This is a genomic window from Pararhodospirillum photometricum DSM 122, assembly GCF_000284415.1.
Lineage (GTDB): Bacteria > Pseudomonadota > Alphaproteobacteria > Rhodospirillales > Rhodospirillaceae > Pararhodospirillum > Pararhodospirillum photometricum.
The window spans coordinates 1,716,370-1,738,133 of record NC_017059.1; the positions used below are offsets into that span (position 1 = coordinate 1,716,370).

20 protein-coding genes, 1 tRNA gene, 1 rRNA gene, 1 pseudogene, 1 riboswitch and 1 other annotated feature are annotated in these 21,764 nt (G+C 64.2%); of the genes and pseudogenes, 10 read left to right on the forward strand and 13 right to left on the reverse strand.

Features of this window, described 5'->3' with window-relative positions:
- Window positions 1-8 precede the first annotated feature (8 nt).
- From RSPPHO_RS07595 to RSPPHO_RS07605, 3 genes are all read right to left on the reverse strand, one after another.
- Entirely contained in the window at window positions 9-1,544 is a 1,536-nt protein-coding gene (locus RSPPHO_RS07595) for a replicative DNA helicase (RefSeq protein WP_014414688.1), read from the reverse strand.
- Window positions 1,545-1,687: 143 nt separating this feature from the next.
- A complete protein-coding gene (locus tag RSPPHO_RS07600; protein ID WP_041794729.1) occupies window positions 1,688-2,962 on the reverse strand; it encodes a glycosyltransferase in 1,275 nt (424 codons plus the stop codon).
- Window positions 2,963-3,196: 234 nt separating this feature from the next.
- The gene (locus tag RSPPHO_RS07605; RefSeq protein WP_041794730.1) at window positions 3,197-3,889 is read right to left on the reverse strand and encodes an ABC transporter ATP-binding protein; all 693 of its coding nucleotides are present in this window, start codon (window positions 3,887-3,889) and stop codon (window positions 3,197-3,199) included.
- A 261-nt stretch (window positions 3,890-4,150) separates the two neighbouring features.
- On the opposite strand from RSPPHO_RS07605, the pseudogene RSPPHO_RS21485 reads away from it, so the two are divergent.
- Window positions 4,151-5,476 (forward strand): annotated as a pseudogene (locus tag RSPPHO_RS21485) (NAD-glutamate dehydrogenase); the annotation flags it as partial.
- A gap of 109 nt (window positions 5,477-5,585) precedes the next feature.
- Entirely contained in the window at window positions 5,586-8,741 is a 3,156-nt protein-coding gene (locus RSPPHO_RS07610) for an NAD-glutamate dehydrogenase domain-containing protein (protein WP_277905319.1), read from the forward strand.
- Between the two features lie 118 nt (window positions 8,742-8,859).
- On the opposite strand, the gene RSPPHO_RS07615 is transcribed toward RSPPHO_RS07610, so the two are convergent.
- Entirely contained in the window at window positions 8,860-9,513 is a 654-nt protein-coding gene (locus RSPPHO_RS07615; RefSeq protein ID WP_051013750.1) for an ABC transporter substrate-binding protein, read from the reverse strand.
- A 264-nt stretch (window positions 9,514-9,777) separates the two neighbouring features.
- On the opposite strand from RSPPHO_RS07615, the gene RSPPHO_RS07620 reads away from it, so the two are divergent.
- The 6 genes from RSPPHO_RS07620 to rplI all read left to right on the forward strand — a co-directional run bounded on the left by RSPPHO_RS07620 (window position 9,778) and on the right by rplI (window position 14,386).
- Window positions 9,778-10,566 (forward strand): MlaA family lipoprotein, encoded by a 789-nt coding sequence (locus tag RSPPHO_RS07620; protein WP_051013751.1) that lies wholly within the window; start codon window positions 9,778-9,780, stop codon window positions 10,564-10,566.
- 30 nt (window positions 10,567-10,596) lie between these two features.
- Window positions 10,597-11,835 (forward strand): cryptochrome/photolyase family protein, encoded by a 1,239-nt coding sequence (locus RSPPHO_RS07625; protein ID WP_051013752.1) that lies wholly within the window; start codon window positions 10,597-10,599, stop codon window positions 11,833-11,835.
- 225 nt (window positions 11,836-12,060) lie between these two features.
- Window positions 12,061-12,528 (forward strand): 30S ribosomal protein S6, encoded by a 468-nt coding sequence (gene rpsF / locus RSPPHO_RS07630; RefSeq protein WP_041794731.1) that lies wholly within the window; start codon window positions 12,061-12,063, stop codon window positions 12,526-12,528.
- Window positions 12,525-12,761 carry a 30S ribosomal protein S18 gene (rpsR, locus tag RSPPHO_RS07635; RefSeq protein ID WP_014414697.1) on the forward strand — a complete coding sequence of 79 codons (237 nt, stop codon included), beginning with the start codon at window positions 12,525-12,527 and terminating at the stop codon, window positions 12,759-12,761. Before rpsF ends, rpsR begins: the two co-directional genes overlap by 4 nt.
- A 38-nt stretch (window positions 12,762-12,799) precedes the next feature.
- A complete protein-coding gene (locus RSPPHO_RS07640; protein ID WP_041794732.1) occupies window positions 12,800-13,744 on the forward strand; it encodes a hypothetical protein in 945 nt (314 codons plus the stop codon).
- Between the two features lie 81 nt (window positions 13,745-13,825).
- Window positions 13,826-14,386, forward strand: a complete 561-nt coding sequence (rplI, locus tag RSPPHO_RS07645; RefSeq protein ID WP_041796865.1) for a 50S ribosomal protein L9 — start codon at window positions 13,826-13,828, stop codon at window positions 14,384-14,386.
- A gap of 69 nt (window positions 14,387-14,455) precedes the next feature.
- On the opposite strand, the gene RSPPHO_RS07650 is transcribed toward rplI, so the two are convergent.
- The 7 genes from RSPPHO_RS07650 to RSPPHO_RS18840 all read right to left on the reverse strand — a co-directional run bounded on the left by RSPPHO_RS07650 (window position 14,456) and on the right by RSPPHO_RS18840 (window position 20,011).
- Window positions 14,456-14,722: a DUF3861 domain-containing protein gene (locus RSPPHO_RS07650; protein ID WP_041794733.1), complete on the reverse strand. Its 267-nt coding sequence runs from the start codon at window positions 14,720-14,722 to the stop codon at window positions 14,456-14,458.
- 63 nt (window positions 14,723-14,785) lie between these two features.
- The gene (locus RSPPHO_RS07655) at window positions 14,786-15,364 is read right to left on the reverse strand and encodes a PadR family transcriptional regulator (RefSeq protein ID WP_014414701.1); all 579 of its coding nucleotides are present in this window, start codon (window positions 15,362-15,364) and stop codon (window positions 14,786-14,788) included.
- Between the two features lie 129 nt (window positions 15,365-15,493).
- Window positions 15,494-17,188: a phosphomethylpyrimidine synthase ThiC gene (thiC, locus tag RSPPHO_RS07660; protein ID WP_014414703.1), complete on the reverse strand. Its 1,695-nt coding sequence runs from the start codon at window positions 17,186-17,188 to the stop codon at window positions 15,494-15,496.
- A gap of 53 nt (window positions 17,189-17,241) precedes the next feature.
- Window positions 17,242-17,360, reverse strand: a riboswitch (TPP riboswitch).
- 167 nt (window positions 17,361-17,527) lie between these two features.
- On the reverse strand, window positions 17,528-17,827 hold the full coding sequence (locus RSPPHO_RS07665; protein ID WP_014414704.1) for an addiction module antidote protein: 300 nt from the start codon (window positions 17,825-17,827) through the stop codon (window positions 17,528-17,530).
- Window positions 17,828-17,830: 3 nt separating this feature from the next.
- The gene (locus RSPPHO_RS07670) at window positions 17,831-18,145 is read right to left on the reverse strand and encodes a type II toxin-antitoxin system RelE/ParE family toxin (RefSeq protein ID WP_277905320.1); all 315 of its coding nucleotides are present in this window, start codon (window positions 18,143-18,145) and stop codon (window positions 17,831-17,833) included.
- Between the two features lie 149 nt (window positions 18,146-18,294).
- Entirely contained in the window at window positions 18,295-18,936 is a 642-nt protein-coding gene (locus tag RSPPHO_RS19820; protein WP_157879136.1) for an MAE_28990/MAE_18760 family HEPN-like nuclease, read from the reverse strand.
- Window positions 18,929-20,011, reverse strand: a complete 1,083-nt coding sequence (locus RSPPHO_RS18840) for a DUF262 domain-containing protein (RefSeq protein WP_081581682.1) — start codon at window positions 20,009-20,011, stop codon at window positions 18,929-18,931. Before RSPPHO_RS18840 ends, RSPPHO_RS19820 begins: the two co-directional genes overlap by 8 nt.
- A 220-nt stretch (window positions 20,012-20,231) precedes the next feature.
- Window positions 20,232-20,480 (forward strand) — a sequence feature (23S ribosomal RNA rRNA prediction is too short).
- Between the two features lie 82 nt (window positions 20,481-20,562).
- On the opposite strand from RSPPHO_RS18840, the gene rrf reads away from it, so the two are divergent.
- Both rrf and RSPPHO_RS07680 read left to right on the forward strand, forming a co-directional pair.
- A 5S ribosomal RNA gene (gene rrf, locus RSPPHO_RS07675) occupies window positions 20,563-20,677 on the forward strand.
- Window positions 20,678-20,729: 52 nt separating this feature from the next.
- Window positions 20,730-20,806 (forward strand) — tRNA-Met (locus RSPPHO_RS07680).
- A gap of 93 nt (window positions 20,807-20,899) precedes the next feature.
- On the opposite strand, the gene RSPPHO_RS07685 is transcribed toward RSPPHO_RS07680, so the two are convergent.
- Window positions 20,900-21,325 (reverse strand): type II toxin-antitoxin system VapC family toxin, encoded by a 426-nt coding sequence (locus RSPPHO_RS07685; RefSeq protein WP_014414705.1) that lies wholly within the window; start codon window positions 21,323-21,325, stop codon window positions 20,900-20,902.
- The gene (locus RSPPHO_RS07690) at window positions 21,322-21,597 is read right to left on the reverse strand and encodes a type II toxin-antitoxin system Phd/YefM family antitoxin (protein ID WP_081581683.1); all 276 of its coding nucleotides are present in this window, start codon (window positions 21,595-21,597) and stop codon (window positions 21,322-21,324) included. Before RSPPHO_RS07690 ends, RSPPHO_RS07685 begins: the two co-directional genes overlap by 4 nt.
- Between the last annotated feature and the right edge of the window lie 167 nt (window positions 21,598-21,764).

The window sequence follows — 21,764 nt, forward strand, 5'->3', positions numbered from 1 at the left end:
GAAAGCGGTCACATATCCATGTCCATGGGCGGCTCGCCGCCCTGGAGGTTGCCAAAACGGGTATAATTGCCATCAAAGAACAGACCGACCGAGCCAATCGGGCCGTGACGTTGCTTGGCGACGATCACCTCGGCCCGGTTATGGGCCTCCTCGCAACGCTTCATCCAGGCGGCGGTGCGTTCCGTGAACCGGTCCTCGCTTTCGTCGCCCTTGCGCAAGGGTTGGGCGCGCTCTAGGTAGTACTGCTCGCGGAACACGAACATGACCACGTCGGCGTCCTGCTCGATGGAGCCGGATTCACGCAAGTCGGACAACTGCGGGCGCTTATCGTCGCGCTGCTCCACCTGACGTGACAACTGCGAGAGGGCCAGCACCGGCACGTTCAGTTCCTTGGCCAGCGCCTTGAGCCCCCGGGTGATGGCCGAGACTTCCTGAACACGGCCATCGGCTCGCTCGCTCTTGCCGGCTTGCAACAACTGAAGATAGTCAACCACGATCATGCCCAGGCCATTGCCCTGGGAGCCGCCGATCGAACGCGCCAGACGGCGGCAGCGGGTGCGCATGGCCGACACGGTCAGCGCCGGGGTGTCGTCGATGAACAAGGGCACGGTGTGCAAGGCGGTCGCCACCTGGACCACCCGGTCGAAATCCTCGTTGGCCAACTCGCCCGTGCGCAAACGGTGCGACGAGACCTCGGCCTGCTCCGACAAAATACGCGTTGCTAGCTGCTCGGCCGACATTTCGAGCGAGAAAAAAGCCACGCAGCGCAGCGGGTCGCCCTCGCGCGATTTGTCCAGGAAGTGAGAGGCGGCGTTAAACGCAATGGTGGTCGCCAGCGCCGTCTTGCCCATGGAGGGGCGGCCGGCCAGAATCAGCAAGTCGGAATCGTGCAAGCCGCCCAACTTCTTGTCGAGATCGACCAGCCGAGTCGGCACGCCGGCCAGCTCGCCCTCGCGCCGGTGCGCGCTCTCGGCCATGGCAATGGCGCCAATCAAGGCATCACGGAAGGTGCGCGGCCCGCTGTCTTGCTGGCCGGTGGTCGCCAACTCGAACAAGCGGCGCTCGGTGCTCTCGATGGTATCGACCGCCGTGGTCTCAAGGGTCGTTTCAAAGGCGGCGTTGACCACATCCTCGCCCAGCGCGATTAGCTCGCGGCGCAGGTGCAGGTCGTGGATCAGCCGGCCGTAGTCCTCGGCGTTGATGATGGTCACCACCGAGGCCACGAGATCGACGAGATAGGCGGCACCGCCCACCCCTTCTAACTCGGGCCGCCGGTCCAGGTAGGGCTTGAGCGTCACCGGGTTGGCCAAGTGGCCGCGCTCGATTAGCGTCGCGCACGTCTCGAAGATCAGCCGGTGGGCCGGGTGCGAGAAGTGGTCGGCCTGGAGAAATTCGGTGACCCGTTCCATGACCCGGTTGTTGGTCATGATGGCCCCCAGGAGGGCCTGTTCGGCTTCCAGGTTGGCGGGCGGCTGACGGATCGACCCCTCGCCGGCCCCAAGGGGGGCGGGCTGGGGGAGGTTCTGGAGCAAGGTCGTGGTCATGGCGCCATCCTAACCGCGATGACCGCCGACCGGTAGCTCTTAGTCAAAGGGGACCGAGGGGTCTGGGGCTTTGCTTGTTCCGTTTGGTGGGAAGATTCTGGGCGTCAGCGAGCCGCTCCGGCCCCTCTTTCCGAGCCCCCCCTTCACGCCCGGCCGACCAGCGCCCGCCACGGCCCGACAAGATCTTCGCTCAACACCCTGGCCCAGGTTTGAGCGTTAGCCTCCATCGCCTCGCGCGCCGCATGTCCCATGGCATGGCGGACGTCGGGCGACAGCAAGGACGCCACCGCCTGGGCCCAGACCTCGGGGTCGTCGCTGCTGACCACCAGACCATCAACGCCCGGCGTGTTCAGCAGCCAGCCCGTGCCCCCCCGCTGCCCCGACAGCACGACGGGCAGTCCCGAGGCCCGGGCTTCCAGAACCACATTGCCCAGGGTTTCGGACACGCTGGGGAAGATGAACAGGTCGCACGAGGCCATCACCCGGGCTAAGTCGGTTTGGGCGAGAAGGCCAAGGAGATGGCAGTGGGCCCCGAGGATCGCTTGCGCCCGTGGGAGGTCCATGCCGGCTCCGGCGATGACAAGATCAATCTCGTGGCCTTGATCGCGCAGCCGGCGCACGGCCTCGACCGCCAGCATCAGGCGCTTGGAGCCATCGGCGCGGCCGGCGAACAGGGCCAAGAGCCGCTCCGATCCCCGGCCCTCCGATCCCAGGCCCAGGGTCTGGTCCAGCCCCGCGCGGTCACGGCGGGCCGGGGAAAACAAGGTGAGGTCCAGCCCCCGGCGCAAGAAGCTGTGGGGCAGGCCCGGGTGGGCGTCCTCGACCAGATCGGCGTCTTCCTGGCGTGAGACAAACACATGCTGGCAGGCTCCCAGGTGGTCGCGCAGTTTGCGGGCCTCGGAGCGGGCGGCCCAGGCGCCGATGTTCAGCCAGCGATCGAGGGCTGCGCCCAGGCGTTCGCCCAGCAGGCGCTGGATGATGGCCGGGGCGTAGGTGCGGGCGAGGGTTTCCACGTCGGTATGGATGGAGTGCACCAGCACTGTCGGGCCCCCGCTTAGAACGCGCCGGGCCGTGCGGGCAAAAACGAAATGGTCGGTGGTGACCACCAGATCGAAGCCGGTCAGCAAGGCGGCCAAGCGCGGATGAATCCTTGCCAAATCGGTGTGCCCGGCGCCGCTGTCGAGAAAGGCGAGGCGGTCGGTGCCAAAGCGCGGCGCCAGCAGGTGCAAGCGGGCTCGGGGCGAACGCTCCACCACCTTTTCCGTCTCTCCCAGGAGGAAGACGGTCAAATCAAGCCCCGGCACCTCGGCCGCCGCATCGGCCAAGCGTTCCCAAGTTTTGACATGCCCGCCCGCCCGGGGCGTCCAATACAGGGTCACAAGGACGGCGACCCGCAGCGGGGAGGAGGAGGGATCCATGAAAATAGCCTCGACACGGACCGCCCGGGGGCTTGGTCCTTCTGGGTGCGATGGGAGGGACGGGAGAAGGGGGGACCCTACGCCGAAGCGGCGGGGGGTGCAATCGCCAAGCTGTCGCAAGAAGAGAGGGAAGGCTGGGGAGGCGGGCCTCCCCAGACCGCTGCGTTCCTGGGGCCTGCCTCGTGCGCAGGAGCTGCATCAATGTGGGGTCTGGGGAGGCCCGCCTCCCCAGCCTTATCCTAGCAGCACCCGCTCGCGCAATTCCGTCTCGGCCGCCAGCGCCTGGGCCGAGCCCGTCCAAACCGCCCGGCCCCGCTCGATCAGGACCAAACGATCGGCCAACGGCTCGGCAAACAGGGGGTTTTGCTCACTCAACAAAACGGCCACCCCCTCGGCCTTAATGGCGGCCACGGCCTCGGCCAGCGCCTGAACCACGATCGGCGCCAAGCCCTCCGAGGGTTCGTCGAGCAGCAACACATCGGGATTGCCGGCCAGGGTGCGTGCGACACTGAGCATCTGCTGTTCGCCCCCCGAGAGCAGGCCGGCCGGCCGGCGCCAGAGGGGAGCCAGGGCGGGAAACAAGGCCTGGAGCCGGGCCTCGCTCCAGGGACCGGGGCGCCCCGACATGCCGACCCGAATGTTTTCGGCGACCGACAGGCCGGTGAACACGCGGCGCTCCTCGGGCACCCAGCCAAGACCGGCGCGGGCCAGGGTGTGCAGCGGCCTGCCGAGAACGGACTGGCCGTGCAGGCGGATGTCGCCTGCCGTGACTCGGATCAGGCCCAAAACGGCGAGGAAGGTGGCGCTTTTCCCCGCCCCGTTGCGTCCGAGCAGGGCCACGCCCTCGCCGGGGCCGACCGCGAGGCTGAGGCCGAACAGAACCTGGGCCGGTCCGTGACAGGCCTCGACATTGTCAATGTGCAACACCCTGCCCACCTCTTTGCTTTGTGCCTGCGGCTCGTCCCAAAATGCGTCAGGGCCGATGCAACAACAAGAGAAGGCTGGCCTCCCCAGGCCCCTCGTTTCCTCGTGGAGATCTCCCCCATGGTCCCAGCCGATGATGCCCGTGCCCACGCCCTGATCGAGTCCGTGGTGGCCCTGGTCGGTCGTCGCCTTGAAGGTCCCCCCAGCGGCCCGGCCTGCCAGTTCGTGCGCTTGTGCCTAGCCGGGGTGCCGCCGGAGGACCTGATGGGCTTCGACGCCGAAACCCTTTACGGCCAGACCTTGTCCTTGTGGAGCTTTGCCCGGCGCCGCACGCCGGGTCGCCCCAAGGTGCGGGCCTATCGCCCGAGCCTGGAGGAACACGGCTGGGGCTGTGACCACGCGGTGGTGGAGATTGTTTCCGATGACCGCCCCTTTTTGGTCGATTCCGTGGTGGCGGAGCTGACTCGGCTGGGCCTGGGGGTGCGGCTTTTGGTGCATCCGGTGTTGCGAGTCACGCGCGATGCCTCGGGCAGCGTGAGCGATCTGGCGCCGCTTGACAGTCCGAGCGGCGCGCCGGAATCGATCATGCATCTTCAGGTCGTCGCCCCCGCCGACCCGGCCCGCCTCGCCGCTGCCGAGGACGCGGTGCTGGCGGTCTTGGAGTTGGTCCGGCTGGCCGTTACCGACTGGCAGGCCATGCGCCAGACCTGCACCGCCTTGGGCGAGACCTTGCCGGACGAGGAGCGGGCTTTCCTGCGCTGGTTGGCCGATGATCATTTCACCTTTCTGGGCGCCTTGCCCCTGGGAGGCGGGGAAACCCTGGGCCTGCTGCGTGCTCCCGAAACGGCCCCCGCCGATCTCCTGGGCTTTGACCCTGCCCGGCTCCCGGCCGATGGCCCACGCCTGTTGCTGACCAAAAGCCTGGAGCGGGCGCGGGTGCACCGCCCGGTGGCCTATGACGTGGTAGTGGTCCGTGCGCCCAGCGAGAGTTGGCTGTTCCTGGGCCTGTTCACCGCCGATGTGTATACCGACTCGCCGCGCGAGGTGCCGTTGCTGCGCGGCAAGATCACCCAGGCCATCACCGTGACCGGCCGCGCGCCGGGAACCCACGACGGCCGCAAGCTGCTGGCCATCTTGGAGACCCTGCCCCGCGACGAACTGTTCCAGGCCGATGCCGCCACGCTGGCGCGTATCGCGCTTGGGGTGTTGCGGGTGCAAGAGCGACCCCGGCCGGCCCTGTTCCTGCGCGCCGAGCCGTTGGGGCGCTTTGTCTCGTGTTTGGTGTTCGTGCCGCGCGATCGCCACGACACCGCCTTGCGCCTGGGCATTCAAACCATCTTGGAAGAGGCGTTCGACGGTCGGGTGTTGGCCTTTTCCACCCAGATGGCCGACACCCCGCTGGCCCGCTTGCATGTTTGCGTGCAAACCCAACCGGGGATTTTGGCCCAGGTGGATGCCCGCGCTCTGGAGGCCCGCATTGCCGACGCGGCCCGCGCCTGGACCGATGCCCTGGCCGAGGCCCTGGTGGCGACGCACGGCGAGGAGCGCGGCAGCCTGCTCGCTAGTCGCTATGCCCAGGCCTTTCCCGCCGGCTACCGTGAGCGCTTTGGCGCGCCGCAGGCCGTGGCCGACATCAACCGCCTGGAAGAGGCCCGCGCCCCCGAGGGCCCCCGGCTTTTCCCTGACCTTGTACCGGGCCATGGAGGATGCGGAGCACGAGGTCCGCTTCAAGATCTGTCGGCCCGGGGCACCGCTGCCCTTGTCGGAAACCGTGCCGTTGCTGGAAAACCTGGGCTTTCGGGTGATTGGGGAAATGCCCTTTGCCGTAAAGCCCGCCGGTGCCCCCGGCGAGGCCCTGCCCCGGCTGTGGCTGCACGATGTGTTGCTGGTCAGTGCCGATGGCCGACCCCTGGCGGTCGGCGCCCTGCGCGACGCGGTTCAGGACTGCTTTGCCCGCCTGCTGCAAGGCGAGGTCGAAAATGACCGCTTCAACCGGCTGGTCAGTCTGGCCGGCCTCACGTGGCGCGAGGTGGTCATTCTGCGCGCTTATGCCCGGTTTTTGCGCCAAGCGGCCTTTCCCTCCAGCCTCAATGCCATGGCCGATACCCTGGCGGCCCACCCGGCGATGGCCGTTGATCTGGTCGCCTTGTTCGCGGCCCGCTTTGACCCCGACCTGGAGGCCGAACGCGCAGCCCGCCAAGCAGAGTTGCGCGCCCGCCTGCACGCCGCCTTGGAGGCGGTGAGCAGCCCCGACGAGGATCGTATCTTGCGCCGCCTTCTGGTGCTGATCGAGGCCACCGTGCGCACTAATGCCTACCAGCTTCCGGCCCGGCCGGCCCTGGCCCTCAAGCTCGACAGCCCGCGCATCGACCAGTTGCCCCAGCCGCGCCCGTGGAAGGAAATCTTTGTCTACAGCCCGCGCGTCGAGGCCGTGCACCTGCGCACCGGTCCGGTCGCCCGGGGCGGCATTCGCTGGTCCGACCGCCGCGAGGACTTCCGCACCGAAATCCTGGGGCTGATGAAAGCCCAGCGGGTCAAGAACGCGGTCATCGTGCCAGTGGGGGCCAAGGGCGGTTTCGTGGTGCGCCGTCCGCCCGCCGATGGGGGCCGCGACGCCCTTCAGGCCGAGGGTATCGCCTGCTACGAAACCATGATCCGCGCCCTGCTCGACGTGACCGACACCTTGGACGGAGCGCGCGTCGTGCCGCCGCCCCGGGTGGTTCGTCACGACGGCGACGACCCCTATCTGGTGGTGGCCGCCGACAAGGGCACGGCCACCTTCTCGGACATCGCCAACCGGCTGTCCTTGGAGTACGGCTTCWGGCTGGGCGATGCCTTCGCCTCGGGTGGGTCGCACGGCTACGACCACAAGGCCATGGGCATCACCGCGCGGGGCGCCTGGGTGGCGGTGCGCCGGCATTTTCGCGAAATGGGCCACGACCTCCAGACCACCGACACCACCGTGGTCGGCGTGGGCGACATGGCCGGCGATGTGTTTGGCAATGCCATGCTGCTCTCGCCCCATCTCAAGCTGGTGGGCGCCTTCAACCACCAGCATATTTTCCTTGATCCCGACCCCGACCCGGCCCGCGCCCTGGCCGAGCGTCGCCGCCTTTTTCTCCTGCCGCGCTCGACCTGGGCCGACTACGACCCGGCCCAGCTTTCCGAGGGCGGCGCAATCTACTCCCGTTCGGCCAAGCGGCTTGATCCGAGCGGGCGGGTGCGCGCCCTCTTGGGTCTGCCCGATGGCCCGGTGACGCCCGATGCCCTGATCCGTGCCCTGCTTGGCGCTCCGGTCGATCTCCTGTGGTTTGGCGGCATCGGCACCTTCCTCAAGGCTCACGACGAATCCCACGCCCAGGTCGGCGATCGCGCCAACGATGCGGTCCGCCTCGACGCCGCTTTGGTGCGCGCCCGCGTGGTCGGGGAGGGCGCCAACCTCGGCATTACCCAGCGCGGCCGCATTGAGTTGGGCTTGCGCGGTGTGCGCCTCAACACCGATGCCATCGACAATGCCGGGGGGGTCGATTGCTCGGACCACGAGGTTAACATCAAGATCCTGCTCAACAGCGTGGTCGCCGCCGACGAAATGACCCCGCGTCAGCGCAACCAGTTGCTGGCCGAGATGACCGACGAGGTTGCGGCTCTGGTCTTGCGCCACAACGTGTTGCAAACCCAGGCCATCAGTTTGGCCCGTGTCGGCGGGGTCGAGGACCTGGACGCCCAACTCCGCCTGATGCGGGCCCTGGAGCGGGCCGGCCGGCTTGATCGCGCCTTGGAGTTCCTGCCCGACGACGACACGGTGCAAAACCGTCTGGCGGCTGGCCAGGGGCTGACCCGGCCCGAGATCGCCGTGCTGCTCTCCTACGCCAAGATCTGGCTGTTCGATCAGATCATGGCGAGCGACCTTCCCGACGATCCGGCCTTGGAGGGCGAGCTGGTCCGCTACTTCCCCGAAGCCCTGGGCCAGCGCTTTCCCGAGGCCCTACGCGCCCATCGTCTGCGCCGCGAAATCATCTCGACCGTCACCACCAACAGCCTGATCAATCGGGCCGGCGTCGTGTTCATCTCGCAAATGACCGAGCGCACCGGGCTCGATGCCGTCGATGTCACCCGCGCCTACCTCATCAGCCGCGACGGCCACGACGCCCGCGTGCTGTGGGACGCCATCGAAGCCCTGGAGGGTCAGGTCGAGGCCGCCGTCCAGCTCGACATGCTGCGCGCCATCAACCGCCTGCTGGCCCACACCACGCTGTGGGTTCTGCGCCACGAGCCTTGGCCGCTCGACCTGCATGGCGCGGGAGCGGCCCTGGCCGGCACGGTCCAGGTGCTGCGCGAGCGCCTTCCCGCCGTGCTGCCGGCGGAAACCCTGGCCCCCGTTACCACTCGCGCGGGCGCCTTGCGGGCCCAGGGCGTGCCCGACGATCTGGCCACGTCCATCGCCGCCCTCGACGTGCTCGCGCCTGCCGGCGACATTGCCCGCTTGGCCCAAAGTCGGGCCCTATCGGTGGAAACCGTCGCCCGGCTTTATTTCGCGGTGGGCCTCGCGTTTGGCATCGACACCCTGCGCGGCCGGGCCCAGACCCTGGACCACGGCAGTCCCTGGACCCGCATGGCGGTCGCGGCCAGCCTGGAGGATCTCGACATCCAGCAACGCGCCCTGACCCAGGCCATTCTTGACGACGCCGGTCCCAGCGATGATCCCTCCCAGGCCCTGGCCGGCTGGCGGTTGCGCCACGCCCGCGTGGTCGATCGTACCGACCAGATCCTGCAAGATTTGCGCGCCGCCCCCACCTTGGACTTGGCCATGCTCACCGTGGCCGCCCGCCAGATCCGCGCGTTGACCGGAGGGTAAGGTCAAAAGAAAAGGCTGGGGTGTCCCTCAACGCGAAGGGTCACCATGACCGAGGGGTCTGGGGAGGCCCCGCCTCCCCAGCCTTCTCTTCCACTCTCTCGCCCCCGTTCCCCCAAACTCAGGGGGCCAACAGGGCCTGGGCCTGTTTCTCCAGAGCAGCGCTCAGGGCATCGAGGTCCCCCGCTTGGAGCAAGGCGGCATAGTCGGAGCGCTTTACCGAGAGTTCGCTGACCGAGCCTTTGAGCAAGATGTCGGTGACGCGGGGGGTGCCGTCGTCGCCCGTCACCACAACATAGGTCAGGGCCACCGGCTCGCCCTGGGGCATGTTGATTCGGGTGAGCACCAAGGTGGTGCCGCGCGGCCCCGACTCGGTGCCCAAGGTCTCGAAGCTCTGGCCCGACCAGCCCTTGAAACGCGACGCGTAGGTGGCAATGCTCAAGGTGGCAAAGGCCTCGGCGAACCGAGCCTGCTGGGCCTCGCTGGCGGCGCGACCGGTGGGGCCGGCGATCAGGCGGGCCATGCGGGCAAAATCAAAGGTGGCGCGGGCCTGCGGGTCGATGCGGCTTCGCCGGCCCTCGGGACCCAGCGCGGCCGCGTCGCGCATGACCTGAAGCAAAACAGCGTGGAACTGCTCGACAGGGGCGATTACACTGGCGGCTTCAATTTTAGATGGATCCGCGGCCAGTGTCGCTCCCGGCACGGGGCAAAGCAGGCAAAGAATCGCGCCGGCCAGAAAACCGCGACCGCGCAAGGGGATAAAAACTCGGCTCATCAGACGGACCCCTTTCCAAGGAAACGAGGAATGAATGCCCGCAAGAAGGTTGCGGCAATCTGGCAACAGGGCGACATTCAGGCCACACCAAACAGGCTTTCCCTGTTGCCGCCTTGCGGGGAAACGCCTAGTCTGCAAAAGGCAGAAAGCGCGGGCACCACGCCATCGCGGGGGTTCGTAGCGTGGCACCAAGGACCCGTCAACAGAGGTCGCGGCGGGGCCATGGCCACGACTGTGGTGTCAACCTCGGAACTGGGAAGGGCGATGACCCAAGTGAATCGAAAGAAATCGGGGTTCTGGGGCCAGGTGGCCCGGGCCGGGATCCTGGCCGTGGCGGTTTCCTCGACAGCCTCTTGCGCCAGCGCCCCTCAGGGGGACGAGTTGGTCAGCGACCCCATGGAACCGTGGAACCGCTATGTGTTCGCGGTCAATGACCTGATTTATACCTTCTTGCGCCCCTGGATCGCGCCCTACATGGTCCTGCCCGACAAGGGCAAGGAAGCGGTCGATAATGTGGTGCATAACGTCAAAACGCCGGTCATCTTGCTGAACGATCTGTTGCAAGGAGAGGCGACACGCGCCTGGGTGACCACCCAGCGCTTCTTCATCAATACCACCTTGGGTGTGCTCGGCACCATGGATGTCGCGGCCAAGGACTATCAGTTGCCCAAGCATCGCGAGGATTTCGGGCAAACCCTGGGCGCCTGGGGCATGGGGGACGGCCCTTACATGGTCCTGCCCCTGCTCGGCCCCTCCAACCCGCGCGACGCCTTGGGCAGTGGCATCGACATGGTGTCCCATCCCCTGTTCTGGGTGCCCGGCGGCGACATCGGCACCATGGTGTCGGGGGGGCGGACCTACGCCACGTTGGCGAGCGAGTATGGCGGCCACGTCAACGAGATGGATGAGTTGCGCAAGACCTCGCTCGACTACTATGCCACCATGCGCAGCCTCTACACCCAGATGCGGCGTTCCGAGGTCAAGAACATCGAGGGCAGCAAGGGGCAGACGGCTCCCGTTGATTACTACTCCGAGGGCGCTCCCGCGAAATAAGCCGCGTGGGGGGCGGTCATGGGGAGGGCGGTGTCCCTCCCTTTTTTATGCGCCGAACTGGCGCGCGCGACCGGGGCCGAGGCGGTCCTGGCTGCGCGGAGCTGGGGGCCCGAGGCGGCGACCGAGGCTCGGGTCGCGGCGGCCCTGGCTGGGCTTGGGGTGGCCTTTCAGAGTCATGCGGGCCTGCTGCTGCATGATCCCGAGCGGCTGACCACTCGCAGCGGAACCCCGTATGGGGTGTTCACGCCGTTTTGGAACACCTTGGTCAAGACCGTGGATCCCGGCCGTCCCGAGCCCGCTCCGACCCGGGTGCCGGCGCCGCCGACCCTGCCGGCGAGCGAGCGCCTGGAGGACTGGGCCCTGCGCCCGAGCGCGCCGGATTGGGCGGCTGGCCTGCGCGCGGCCTGGACGCCGGGCGAGGCCAGCGCCCAAGAGCGGCTTGATGCTTTTTTGGCGGCAGGGCTGGAGGGCTATGCCGATCTGCGCGACCGACCCGACCGGCCGGCGACCTCGAAGCTGGCACCATCCTTGGCCTGGGGCGAGATATCGCCGCGCCAGATCTGGTCGGCCTGCCAGATGCGCCCGCCGTCGCCGGGGCGCGAGGGGTTTTTGCGGCAACTCGGCTGGCGGGAGTTTTGTTATCACGGGCTGCATCGCTTTCCCGACATGGCCGAGCGTCCGCTCAAGGCGCCGTTCGCCCGCTTTCCCTGGGCGGGGCCCGAGGAGAGCCAGGCGGCGCTGGCTCGCTGGCGCCGGGGGCTGACGGGGTATCCGCTGGTGGATGCTGGGATGCGCGCGCTGTGGGCTACGGGCTGGATGCATAACCGGGTCCGCATGGTGGTCGCCTCGTTTTTGGTGAAGCATCTTTTGGTGGACTGGCGGGCCGGGCTCGCGTGGTTTCACGACACACTGGTGGATGCCGACCCGGCCAACAACCCGGCGGGCTGGCAGTGGGTGGCGGGCTGTGGCTCTGATGCCGCGCCGTATTTCCGCATCTTCAATCCCGTGACCCAGGCCGAGCGCTTCGACCCCGAGGGGGCCTATGTCCGGCGCTGGGTGCCCGAGTTGGCCCGCCTGCCGGCGCCCGTGATTCACCGCCCCTGGACCGCCTCGGCCCTGGATCTGGCGGCGGCCGGGGTTCGGTTGGGCCAGAACTATCCCCGGCCCCAGGTGGATCACCCCCAGGCCCGGGCCCGCGCCCTGGCGGCGCTGGCGTCCTTGGACGAGGGCAGGAAAGGCCAGGAAAAACAACACGGTGAGCTTTTTTAAAACGGAATCGCAATAATAGCGAAGACGGAACGATCCGCCCACGCTTCAAAAAAAGAGCCGTCTGCGATCGCAGGTCAACGGGTTTGCCTTGCATGCGCCGCCAAAGCGACTATAGTGCGCGCCTCTCGAAACCCTTGCCGGATCCCCACCCCGGAGGTCCGGCTATGCCCTTTTGTCGTGAAGCCACGGCAAGAGGAGAAGAGAAAAGCCAAAAGGGACCATAGAATGGCCTTTTATGAATGCGTACTCATCGCGCGCCAGGACATCGCCACCACGCAGGTGGATACCCTGGGCGATGATCTGACGACCATCGTCACCGAAGGGGGCGGGTCGGTGCTGAAGCGGGAATACTGGGGTCTGCGCGCCCTGAATTTCCGCATCAAGAAGAACCGCAAGGGGCATTACGCCTTCTTCAACATCGATGCCCCGGCCCCGGCCGTGCACGAGTTGGAGCGCCGCCTGCGCCTCAATGAAGACGTGATCCGCCACATGGTGGTCCGCGTCGAGGCCCTGGAGGAAGCCCCCTCGGCCATGATGCAGAAGAATGACCGTCCGGAGCGTCCGGGCCGTCGCGGCGAGCGCTTTGGCGATCGGCCGGAGCGTGGCGAGCGCGGGGATCGCGGCGATCGCTTCCCCCGTGGGGACCGCCCCGAGCGGTCCGAGCGTCGCCCCCAGCGTGAAGGAGCCGAATGATGGCCGCGCCCCGTCGTCCGTTTTTCCGTCGGCGTAAGACCTGCCCGTTCTCCGGCGCCAGCGCTCCGAAGATCGACTACAAGGACATCAAGCTGCTGAGCCGCTTCGTCTCCGAGCGCGGCAAGATCGTGCCCAGCCGCATCACCGCCGTGTCCGCGAAGAAGCAGCGGGAGTTGGCCCGGGCGATCAAGCGCGCCCGCTTCCTCTCCCTGCTGCCCTACGTGCTGAAGTAACCCGACGCTTGCGCCCCGGGCGCACGGGAGAGACGCTGATGTCCAGGACCCTGCCGTATGCGGCCCTTGCCGGTCTGGCCGGGGTTCTGATGTTCGCGGCTTTCCTTTATGTGCCCGTTCTCGGCGCCTTGATCATGCAGGCCTCGGTCCTGCCGCTTCTGGTCGTCGGCTTGCGCTTCGGCGCGGCCAGCGCCCTGGCGGCGGCGATCGTGGCCACCGGTGCCGCCTTGGTCTTTTTGCCGTGGGCCATGGTGCCGGTCCAGGTCCTGCTCGACGGGGTCCCCGCCGTGCTCGTCTGCGCCCTGGCCTTGCGGTCCGCGCCCGGTCTCGGGCGAGGAGCGCTGCCAGCCGAAGGGGCGGCGGCGTGGTATCCGGCGGGGCATGTGCTCGCGTGGCTCTCTGCCGCGGCGCTGGGGCTTCTGGCCCTGTTCGCGCTCGGCGTGCCCACGGGCGAGGCCAGTCTCGAGGCCGTGGTGGCCGGCGCCGTTCACGACGCCCTCACCAGCGTGCTCGCCGAGGCACCGGTCGAAGCCCGGGCACAGGTGCTCGCCGCCATGCCCGCCTACCTGCCCGGCGTGTTCCTCGCGACCTGGGTCACCCGCATCACCTTGTGTGCCATGCTGGCTCAGGCCCTTTTGGCCCGGCGCAAGGTCGCCTCGCGACCCACGCCGGTCTACAGCGCCCTCGATCTGCCCTCGTGGCAGGTCGGCTTGTTCCTGGCGGCCCTCGCGGGCGGCGTGGGGCTGGGGGGCGATGCCGGCTATCTTGCGGCCAACGCGGCCTTTGGGCTTGCGATGCCGCTGGTCGCCATGGGGCTGGTCTTGGTCCATCAGGCCGCTCGGTTGCTGCCCCATCCCGGGGTGGCGCTCGGCGCGTTCTATGGGCTCATGGTGCTGGGATCAACGGCCGCTTTGGCCGCTGTCGCCGGGCTGGGGGTGGTGGAAGTCATGATCAAACGGCGCGGACCCCAGGGGCTCGCCTGACGGTTAAACGGTTAAGAACGTGGTTGGACGCGGCCCGCTGCCGCATCAAGGGTCCCGCAGGACCCGGGGAGGCTAGAAATGATGGAAGTGATCCTGCTGGAGCGGATCGAAAAGCTTGGCTTCATGGGCGATACCGTGAAGGTCAAGGATGGGTATGCGCGCAACTTCCTGTTGCCGCAGAAGAAGGCCCTGCGCAAGAACAAAGAGAACCTGGCGGTTTTTGAAGCGCGCCGGGCCGAGCTGGAAGCCATCAACCTGAAGCGGCGCTCCGAAGCCGAGCAGGTGGCGACCCGCATGGACAACCTGACCCTCGTCATGGTGCGTCAGGCCGGTGAAGGTGGGCAGCTCTACGGCTCCGTGTCCGCCCGCGACATCACCGACGCCCTCAAGGCCGAGGGCTACGTGATCAGCCGGCAGCAGGTTCTGCTCAACCAGCCGATCAAGGACCTGGGCCGCTACGAGACCCGCCTGTCCTTGCATCCCGAAGTGGTCGTGACCCTGACCCTGGTCGTCGCCCGCACCGAGGATGAGGCCCGCGCCCTCTCCGCCCCCGAGGTGGTCGAGGAAGAGGAAGAGGTCCTCGAGGCCGATCAGCACGACGAGGACGCCGACGAGGCGTTCGACGACGAATACGACGCCTGATCCGGCATCGCTTCACGACGAAGCCCGCCCGCCTTTCGGCGCGGCGGGCTTTTTCGTGGCCGGCGGGCGTCAGGACCAGGTCTTGAGCGTCTTCATGAACGCCCCGAACGGAGCCAGAAACTCGGCGAACAGCGAGTGCTGGCGATGCTTGAGCATCACCCCCGAAAACAGCTTGAGCCCGACGCAAAACGCCTTGGTCTCCTCCTCGTCGAACCAGCCCTTCGCCGACACCTTGCCAATGATCTCTTTAAGATCATCATGTGTCCTGACCTCAAAACGAAACGGAACCTGATCCGGCGTATGAGGCGTCACAATAATTGAATAACTCGGCATCATCTCTCTCCTCATAAAAGAATGGAGGGGCCTGGGGAGGCCCGCCTCCCCAGCCTTCTTCTTCTTTCACCCCTGCTCAATCTTGCGCGTCGCCTCATCCAGCGCCTCAACGATCCGCGCTAACTCGGCGTCACTCAACGGCGCCTGCTCGCCCTTGAACCGCAAGGCCATCTTCAAACTCTCCATCGCCCGCAGGATTTGCGGCGAAATCGCATGCTGGTGCTCGCGCTGGGCCTGATCCATCCGGCTTAACAGAACGACGAGGGCGTCTTGGTTCTGCGCCAAGTAGGCGTGGCCCTCGGCGGTGATGGCATAGAGCTTCTTGCTACCGGGCGCAGGCTCCTGGGCGACATAGCCCTGGTCTTCCAACAAGGTGAGGGCGGGGTAGACCGTTCCGGGGCTCGGGCTGTAGGCGCCGGCCACCCGCTCCTCGATGGCCTTGATGATCTCGTAGCCGTGCCGGGGCTTTTCGGCGATCAGGGACAAAATCACCAAGTGGAGATCGCCGTGGGCGAACAGGCGGCCCAGGCGGCCACCCCGGCCGCGGCCGTGACCCCCGCCGGGGCCGAGCCCCCCGCCGAGGCCGAAGAGGCCGCGTGCGTGGCGGCGGGTGAGGCAGCGTTGGGGCCAAGTGAAGAAGGACATTTGATAAGCTCCGTGTGTGTTTCGATATAACGAAGATTTAGATATATCGAAATACGGTCGGAGGCAAGGGGGAAAGAGAAAAAAGGAAGGCTGGGGAGACGGGCCTCCCCAGACCCCGCCGATCCTGGGTTAGCGGCTCACGCGCATGGAGCAGAAGGCTGGGCCGCACATCGAGCAGTGGTCAGAGGCGGTGCGGCCGGGGGGCAGGCTTTCGGCGTGCAGGCGTTCCGCCGTTTCAGGGTCGAAGGCCAGGGCGAACTGGTCGCACCAGCGGAACCCCACCCGGGCCCGCGACAGGGCATCGTCGCGCAGCCGGGCCTCCGGGTGGCCCTTGGCCAAATCAGCGGCGTGGGCGGCGATCTTGTAGGCAATCACCCCCGTCTTCACGTCGTCGCGGTTGGGCAGGCCCAGGTGCTCCTTGGGCGTCACCACGCACAGCATGGCCGTGCCCTGCCAGCCAATCAGCGCCGCCCCCATCGCGCTGGTCAGGTGGTCGTAGCCGGGCGCCGCGTCGGTCACCAAAGGACCCAGGGTGTAGAACGGGGCTTGGCCGCAGGCTTGTTCCTGGCGCACCATGTTTTCCTGGATCTTGTGCAGCGGTACATGCCCAGGTCCCTCGATCAGCACCTGGACATCGTGCGTCCCGGCCAGCCGCGCCAAGGCGCCCAGGGTTTCCAGTTCGGCGAACTGCGCCGCGTCGTTGGCATCGGCCAAGCAGCCGGGCCGCAGCCCGTCGCCCAGCGACACCGTCGCGTCGTAGGCCCGCAAGATCGCGCAGATCTCTTCGAAGTGGGTGTACAGGAAGTTCTCGGTGCCATGGGCCCGGCACCAGCGCGCCATAATCGCCCCGCCGCGCGAGACAATGCCCATCAAGCGCCGCTCGACCAAGGGCAAGTGGTCGGCCCGCACCCCGGCATGGATGGTGAAGTAGTCCACGCCCTGCTCGCACTGGGCGATGAGGATGTCGCGGTAAAGCGGCCAGCTCAGGTCCTCAATCACCCCGCCCACCGCGCTCACCGCCTGATACAAGGGCACCGTGCCCAGCGGCACCGGGCAGTTGCGCACAATCCACTCGCGCAGCCGCGCAATGTCGGCCCCGGTCGAAAGATCCATCACCGTGTCGGCGCCCCAGCGCGTCGCCCACACCATCTTGTCCACTTCGGCCGCCACCGAGGAGCCCAGCGCCGAGGTTCCCAGGTTGGCGTTGATCTTCACCCGGAAGTTCCGGCCAATGATCATCGGCTCGGCCTCGGGGTGATTGATGTTGGCCGGCAACACCGCCCGCCCCGCCGCGATCTCGGCCCGCACAAACTCCGGCGACACCACATCGGGCAGGGGATAGGGTCCCGGCTGGCCCCGGTCGTCCACCGGCCGCCCCGCCGTGCGCCCCTGCGACTCGCGCACCGCCACGTATTCCATTTCCGGCGTAATAATCCCAGCCCGGGCATAGGCCAACTGCGTCACCACCCGCCCGCCCCGGGCCCGGTAGACCGGCCGCTCCAAGCGCGCAAACGCCGGCACCGCGCCGCCCTCGGCCAGCGCCGCCGCCAGCACCGGCGTCGCCACGGGCTCGCTATCGTCGCGCTCCGCACGCCACGGCGCGCGCAGGGCCGGCAAGCCCTGGCGGATGTCCACCGTCGCCGCCGGGTCGGTATACGGTCCCGAGGTATCATACACCCGCAGCGGCGCTTCGCCCGATGCCGGGCTCAACACAATCTCTCGCGCCGCCACCCGCATCTCGGGCCGCCCCGGCACGTCCAAAAACACCTTGCGGCTCGCCGGCAAGGGTCCCGTTGTCACGCAAAAGGAAGGATAGGCTGTCATTTAGGATCTCCCTCAAAGGAAGACCCGGGCACCCCAGAGGCGAGACGCTCATCGCTGACCGATGGATCCATCCCTACGCCGGCATCACCCGGATCAGGTTCAAAGGGTTTCCGCACGGCCATCGGCACAGCAGTCTCTCAGCCCCTCACGCGGGGCTCCCCTTGGACGAGGGGGATCGGACCCGAAAAGACTTTGGGTGTCAAGAGCGGCTGTTTCTGGGGCTTGCCGCCCCAGACCCCGCCCGGGGAGGCGCGGCCTCCCCGGACCCCGCGATGGAGGGGGGATATCTCGATTGTTTTGGCTTGTGGCCGTAAATTTTTGGGGTGGGAGGCCAGACGATCAGGAAGCGTGCGCGATATCCGCGTGGAGTTTTACTCCCAGGGCGCGGATCACCTTCATCACGGTGCTGAACTCTGGATTACCCTCGGCGGACAGCGCACGATAAAGCCCCTCACGGGAAATGCCCGTATCGCGGGCAAGCTGGCTCATCCCCTTGGCACGGGCGATGCTGCCAAGCGCGGTACGGATCAGGCTGCCATCGCCGGGGTCTTCCTCGAGACAGGCATCGAGATAAAGCGCTATGTCCTCCTCGGTCTTGAGGTAATCGGCCGTGTCGTAACGCGAAAATTTCTCAGTCATGATTCAATCCCTCCAGTCCTGCGCAATTTTAATTGCACGGTCGATATCCGCATCCTGGGTGCTCTTGTCGCCACCTGCCAGCAGAACGATCACCAATCGTCCGCGACGGATGAAATACAAGCGGTAGCCCGGCCCATGATCAATACGCATCTCAGCAACACCATCACGCACAGGCTTCACATCGCCAAGATTGCCACCCGCAGCCCGATCAAGCCGGGCATGAATCCGGGCCACTGCCTGCCGGTCTTTCAGGCCAGTCAGCCAGCCTTGAAAGGTTTCGCTCTGAATGATTTGAAACATATGCAAACTGTGATCCATGGGTAACATGTCTGTCAAGGCAAGATCGGCTCTGACCAGACGGCGATAAAAAGCCCCGTGGCCTTTTCAGGCGGCGGGGCGGGAGGGAGTGTCAGGCTTGGCAGAGAATAAATGTGGTCTGCCCCTAATTGTTCCGGCATTATCTTTAATTATATCATGTCAATCGGATCGTGGCAATGGTCCCATGGGTCTATACTATAAGGGGGGCGCTTTATTCTTTCATCCAGAGAGAATGCTAGGTCATACATAACCTCATATACGGCTAACTCATGGGATCGATACAATGACAATTCGGTTATAATTTCTTGCTTGCCATGAGCGATGTTATTTCTCCGTGCAACCAAAGATTTGATGGTGACGCGGTGTTGATCTATAGTTTGCAATTTGACGTCGGCCTCATATAGAAGTTGCTCGAGAATGTTTGGCCAGAGGTTTGATTTGGTATCAACTTCGGGAAATGCGGGCTTTTCTGAAGGGAAAAAATTTTCTATTTTATCTAAAAAATCGGGCAGATCTAGTTTTTTTATTTCCCTGAGCATCTTGTCTAAGGCAAATACTTTAGTTGCTCGTGGCAGCGATCTGCAATTCTGAGTGCGCTCTGTTACTTTTTCGTAAAATACTGTAAAAGCTGTTTTCGTAAATCCTTCATAATGAGCATAAAGCAAAGCCCAGGAAGCGCGGAGCAGAACGGCTTTTTGTTGGTCCGTCAGATCTTGTCGCGCCAATAAAATCTTGAGAGAACCCAGCTCTGCTTCCCGCCAATCAAGATCGGAAGTCATATAATCAAGCATCACTCTCACCTCGAAGATGCCGCCTTACCACATCAATTCTTTTGTGGAGTTTTGCAATGGTATTTGCCCCAGGCCCAGTTGCATTTTTGAAATTTTCGCTCTCAAAGGCGTTCTTCAGACGAGACAGGAGGGTACAAGGTTTGATATTAGATATGATTGAGTAGTCAGAAACAAAAGATGCGCAAACGGCTTCAAAATAGGCGGGGGCGAGTCTGCCAGTGGCTTCTCCGTGCGAATTGAATCGAGTAAAGGCTTGATCTTTAAGTTTGTTGTTTATCAGATAGAATGTCTTGGTAAATAGCTTTTCCATCTCATTGTGATCAAATTTGACCTTTTTAAAAAGAATAGACTCCATATATCCATCTAGCCATTCTTCAATATTTCCTTTAAAAGTATCTCTTGAGTTTATGAGCGCAAAAAATCTAAGGACAAGCTCCTCATTGGCGCGCTGCTCAATTGATGTATCCGGCAATCGAGATGTTGATTCAGAAAAATTCCTATCCTTAGATAGTCTTTGAATAAGCTCGTAAAATTCTGTCCCCCCATCAATCATACGGGAAGAGCAGTTTCTAATCTCTTGGGCTGAGAGAAGTGATCCGCCTGTATTTAATCGCTTAAACAGCTCATACTTAACGAATGCATCTCCAGATTTATTTATTATTGTTGCGCGGATAGGGGATCTCTTTATTTTTAGTCGTGACGCAACGTCGATCGTTCTGAATGTCTTTCCGTTTAATGTTGTAAGAAAGTCGCACCCATTAAGTGTAAGCTCTGGCTGTTCTATGGCTTCGTTGTCTAAAAATTGTAAGACTGAGCTAGTCCGTTGAAGGCCGTCAATAAGCTCTAAGACGCCGCCGTCATTCTCAATTAAAAAAATAGGAGGAATTGGAAGTCCCATCAATATTGATTCGATAAGCCTTGATCTTTGTTCTGTTGACCAACGAAATAGCCTCTGGTATTCTGGTCGAATTACAATTTCTTTTTCCTTGTGGAGATTAAGAAGTTCCCCAAAAGAAAAATCGACAGCGGTTGTTCTGATCTCTCGCTCGTAATTTTTTTCTATTCTTTCATTCATGGAGAACGTTCCTTTTTTTAAGTTCTTGTTATGCGCCAGAAATTATTTTCATTACATTGGAGTGATAGTTCCCTGAAAATCCGGTCGCCACCTGAGTTCAGAGGCTGGAATTCTCTATCCTATATAACGTCGATTTTTACAAAAATATAGAACTTTATAACTCTGCCAAATAATCTATAAGGTAGCACTTTTGTAAACGTTGTCTAGCACTACCGTGGGTGTAGGAAACTTGAGAGGAGCTGTCCCTAGTACGAGAGGACCGGGATGGACATCCCTCTGGTGTACCAGTTGTCACGCCCGTGGCATCGCTGGGTAGCTAAGGATGGACAGGATAACCGCTGAAAGCATCTAAGCGGGAAGCCTCCCTCGAAACCAGGTTTCCCTATCAGGACCGTGGTAGACCACCACGTTGATAGGCCGGGTGTGGAAGCGCAGTAATGCGTGAAGCTAACCGGTACTAATCGTCCGATCGGCTTGATAAACGCGCAGAGGCCAGGCCGGCCCTAGCGCTTGTAAATTCCCATAACGACATCATCAGACGGCTTCGATGGCTTGGTGGTCATGGCGAACAGGAAACACCCGATCCCATCCCGAACTCGGCCGTGAAACTGTTCAGCGCCAATGGTACTGCGTCTTAAGGCGTGGGAGAGTCGGTCGCCGCCAGGCCTTCAAAGCCGTCTGTTAAAAGAACCCTCTTTGCACTGTCAAATAGCCTTATCGCGGGGTGGAGCAGCCCGGTAGCTCGTCAGGCTCATAACCTGAAGGTCGTCAGTTCAAATCTGGCCCCCGCAACCAAGTTCAACAAAAAACGCCGCAGCCTCAAACGCTGCGGCGTTTTTGTTTGTCCCTAGCGTCAGCAACGCCGCATCCTTTAGGCGGTCGATCAGGTCAGGCTTGGCTCCAAGGATTGACGATCGTCTGTCCCAGGACGATGAAGTCTGACGCGTTGCGGGTGACCAGGGTGAGGTGGTGAATCTCGGCGGTCGCCGCGACGAACGCGTCCATCGGCCCCATCGGCCGGCCCCCGGCCTGGGCGCGGGCCATGATTTTTCCCCAGGTATCAGCCACCGCGCCGTCGATCGGCAGCAGCCTTCCTTCGAAACGAAGGGGAAGGTCGGTGGTCAGCCAGCCGTCGAGGCGGTGGCGCCGCGCTCCCTCCGGCATCCGGTCGAGTCCGTGGCGCAGTTCGGCCAGGGTGATGACGCTGAGGAACACCCGGTCCTCGTCGATCTCGGCCAGCCATCGCACCACCCCGGGGTCGGGGCGGGGGTTGACCCATTCCGAGACGACGTTGGTATCGAGCAAGTAGCTCACAGGTCGATTTCGCGTGGGCCGTCCTGGCGGCGTTCCACGGTCAGTTCCGACCCGTGCAGTGGGGATTCGGCGAAGAATTCGGCCAGAGTGCCGGAGCGCCGGGTCTTGCGGTCCCACTCCTCGACCGACACCACCACGGCGGCGCTGCGCCCGTTGCGGGTGATGGTCTGCGGTGTACCCTGCCGGGCCTGCTCAATCACTTCGCTGAATTTGGCTTTCGCTTCGGCGACGGTCCAGGTTCCCATCGGCGCGGTCTCCCGAGGCAAAGACATTATAGTCACTATAGTCAACGTCACGCGGGGCGACAAGGTGGAAAGAAATCCCAGGCGGTGGTTAATTCTCTCCGTTACGGGATCAATCCGAAGGCGGCCGGAGGTGTCCAAGTGGGCACGTCTGGTTTTGCGACGGGGGCGGGCGGTCAGGGGCGTCCCGACCTCAT

Bases quoted from the DNA above. Each gene is read 5' to 3' on its own strand.
- rplI (WP_041796865.1), top strand. From the start codon at position 13,826: ATGGAAGTGATCCTGCTGGAGCGGATCGAAAAGCTTGGCTTCATGGGC.
- RSPPHO_RS07690 (WP_081581683.1), bottom strand. From the start codon at position 21,597: ATGTCTTTGCCTCGGGAGACCGCGCCGATGGGAACCTGGACCGTCGCC.
- RSPPHO_RS07595 (WP_014414688.1), bottom strand. From the start codon at position 1,544: ATGACCACGACCTTGCTCCAGAACCTCCCCCAGCCCGCCCCCCTTGGG.
- RSPPHO_RS07620 (WP_051013751.1), top strand. From the start codon at position 9,778: ATGACCCAAGTGAATCGAAAGAAATCGGGGTTCTGGGGCCAGGTGGCC.
- RSPPHO_RS19820 (WP_157879136.1), bottom strand. From the start codon at position 18,936: ATGCTTGATTATATGACTTCCGATCTTGATTGGCGGGAAGCAGAGCTG.
- RSPPHO_RS07650 (WP_041794733.1), bottom strand. From the start codon at position 14,722: ATGATGCCGAGTTATTCAATTATTGTGACGCCTCATACGCCGGATCAG.
- RSPPHO_RS07600 (WP_041794729.1), bottom strand. From the start codon at position 2,962: ATGGATCCCTCCTCCTCCCCGCTGCGGGTCGCCGTCCTTGTGACCCTG.
- RSPPHO_RS07615 (WP_051013750.1), bottom strand. From the start codon at position 9,513: ATGAGCCGAGTTTTTATCCCCTTGCGCGGTCGCGGTTTTCTGGCCGGC.
- RSPPHO_RS18840 (WP_081581682.1), bottom strand. From the start codon at position 20,011: ATGAATGAAAGAATAGAAAAAAATTACGAGCGAGAGATCAGAACAACC.
- rpsF (WP_041794731.1), top strand. From the start codon at position 12,061: ATGGCCTTTTATGAATGCGTACTCATCGCGCGCCAGGACATCGCCACC.
- RSPPHO_RS07640 (WP_041794732.1), top strand. From the start codon at position 12,800: ATGTCCAGGACCCTGCCGTATGCGGCCCTTGCCGGTCTGGCCGGGGTT.
- RSPPHO_RS07665 (WP_014414704.1), bottom strand. From the start codon at position 17,827: ATGACTGAGAAATTTTCGCGTTACGACACGGCCGATTACCTCAAGACC.
- RSPPHO_RS07655 (WP_014414701.1), bottom strand. From the start codon at position 15,364: ATGTCCTTCTTCACTTGGCCCCAACGCTGCCTCACCCGCCGCCACGCA.
- rpsR (WP_014414697.1), top strand. From the start codon at position 12,525: ATGATGGCCGCGCCCCGTCGTCCGTTTTTCCGTCGGCGTAAGACCTGC.
- RSPPHO_RS07670 (WP_277905320.1), bottom strand. From the start codon at position 18,145: ATGGATCACAGTTTGCATATGTTTCAAATCATTCAGAGCGAAACCTTT.
- thiC (WP_014414703.1), bottom strand. From the start codon at position 17,188: ATGACAGCCTATCCTTCCTTTTGCGTGACAACGGGACCCTTGCCGGCG.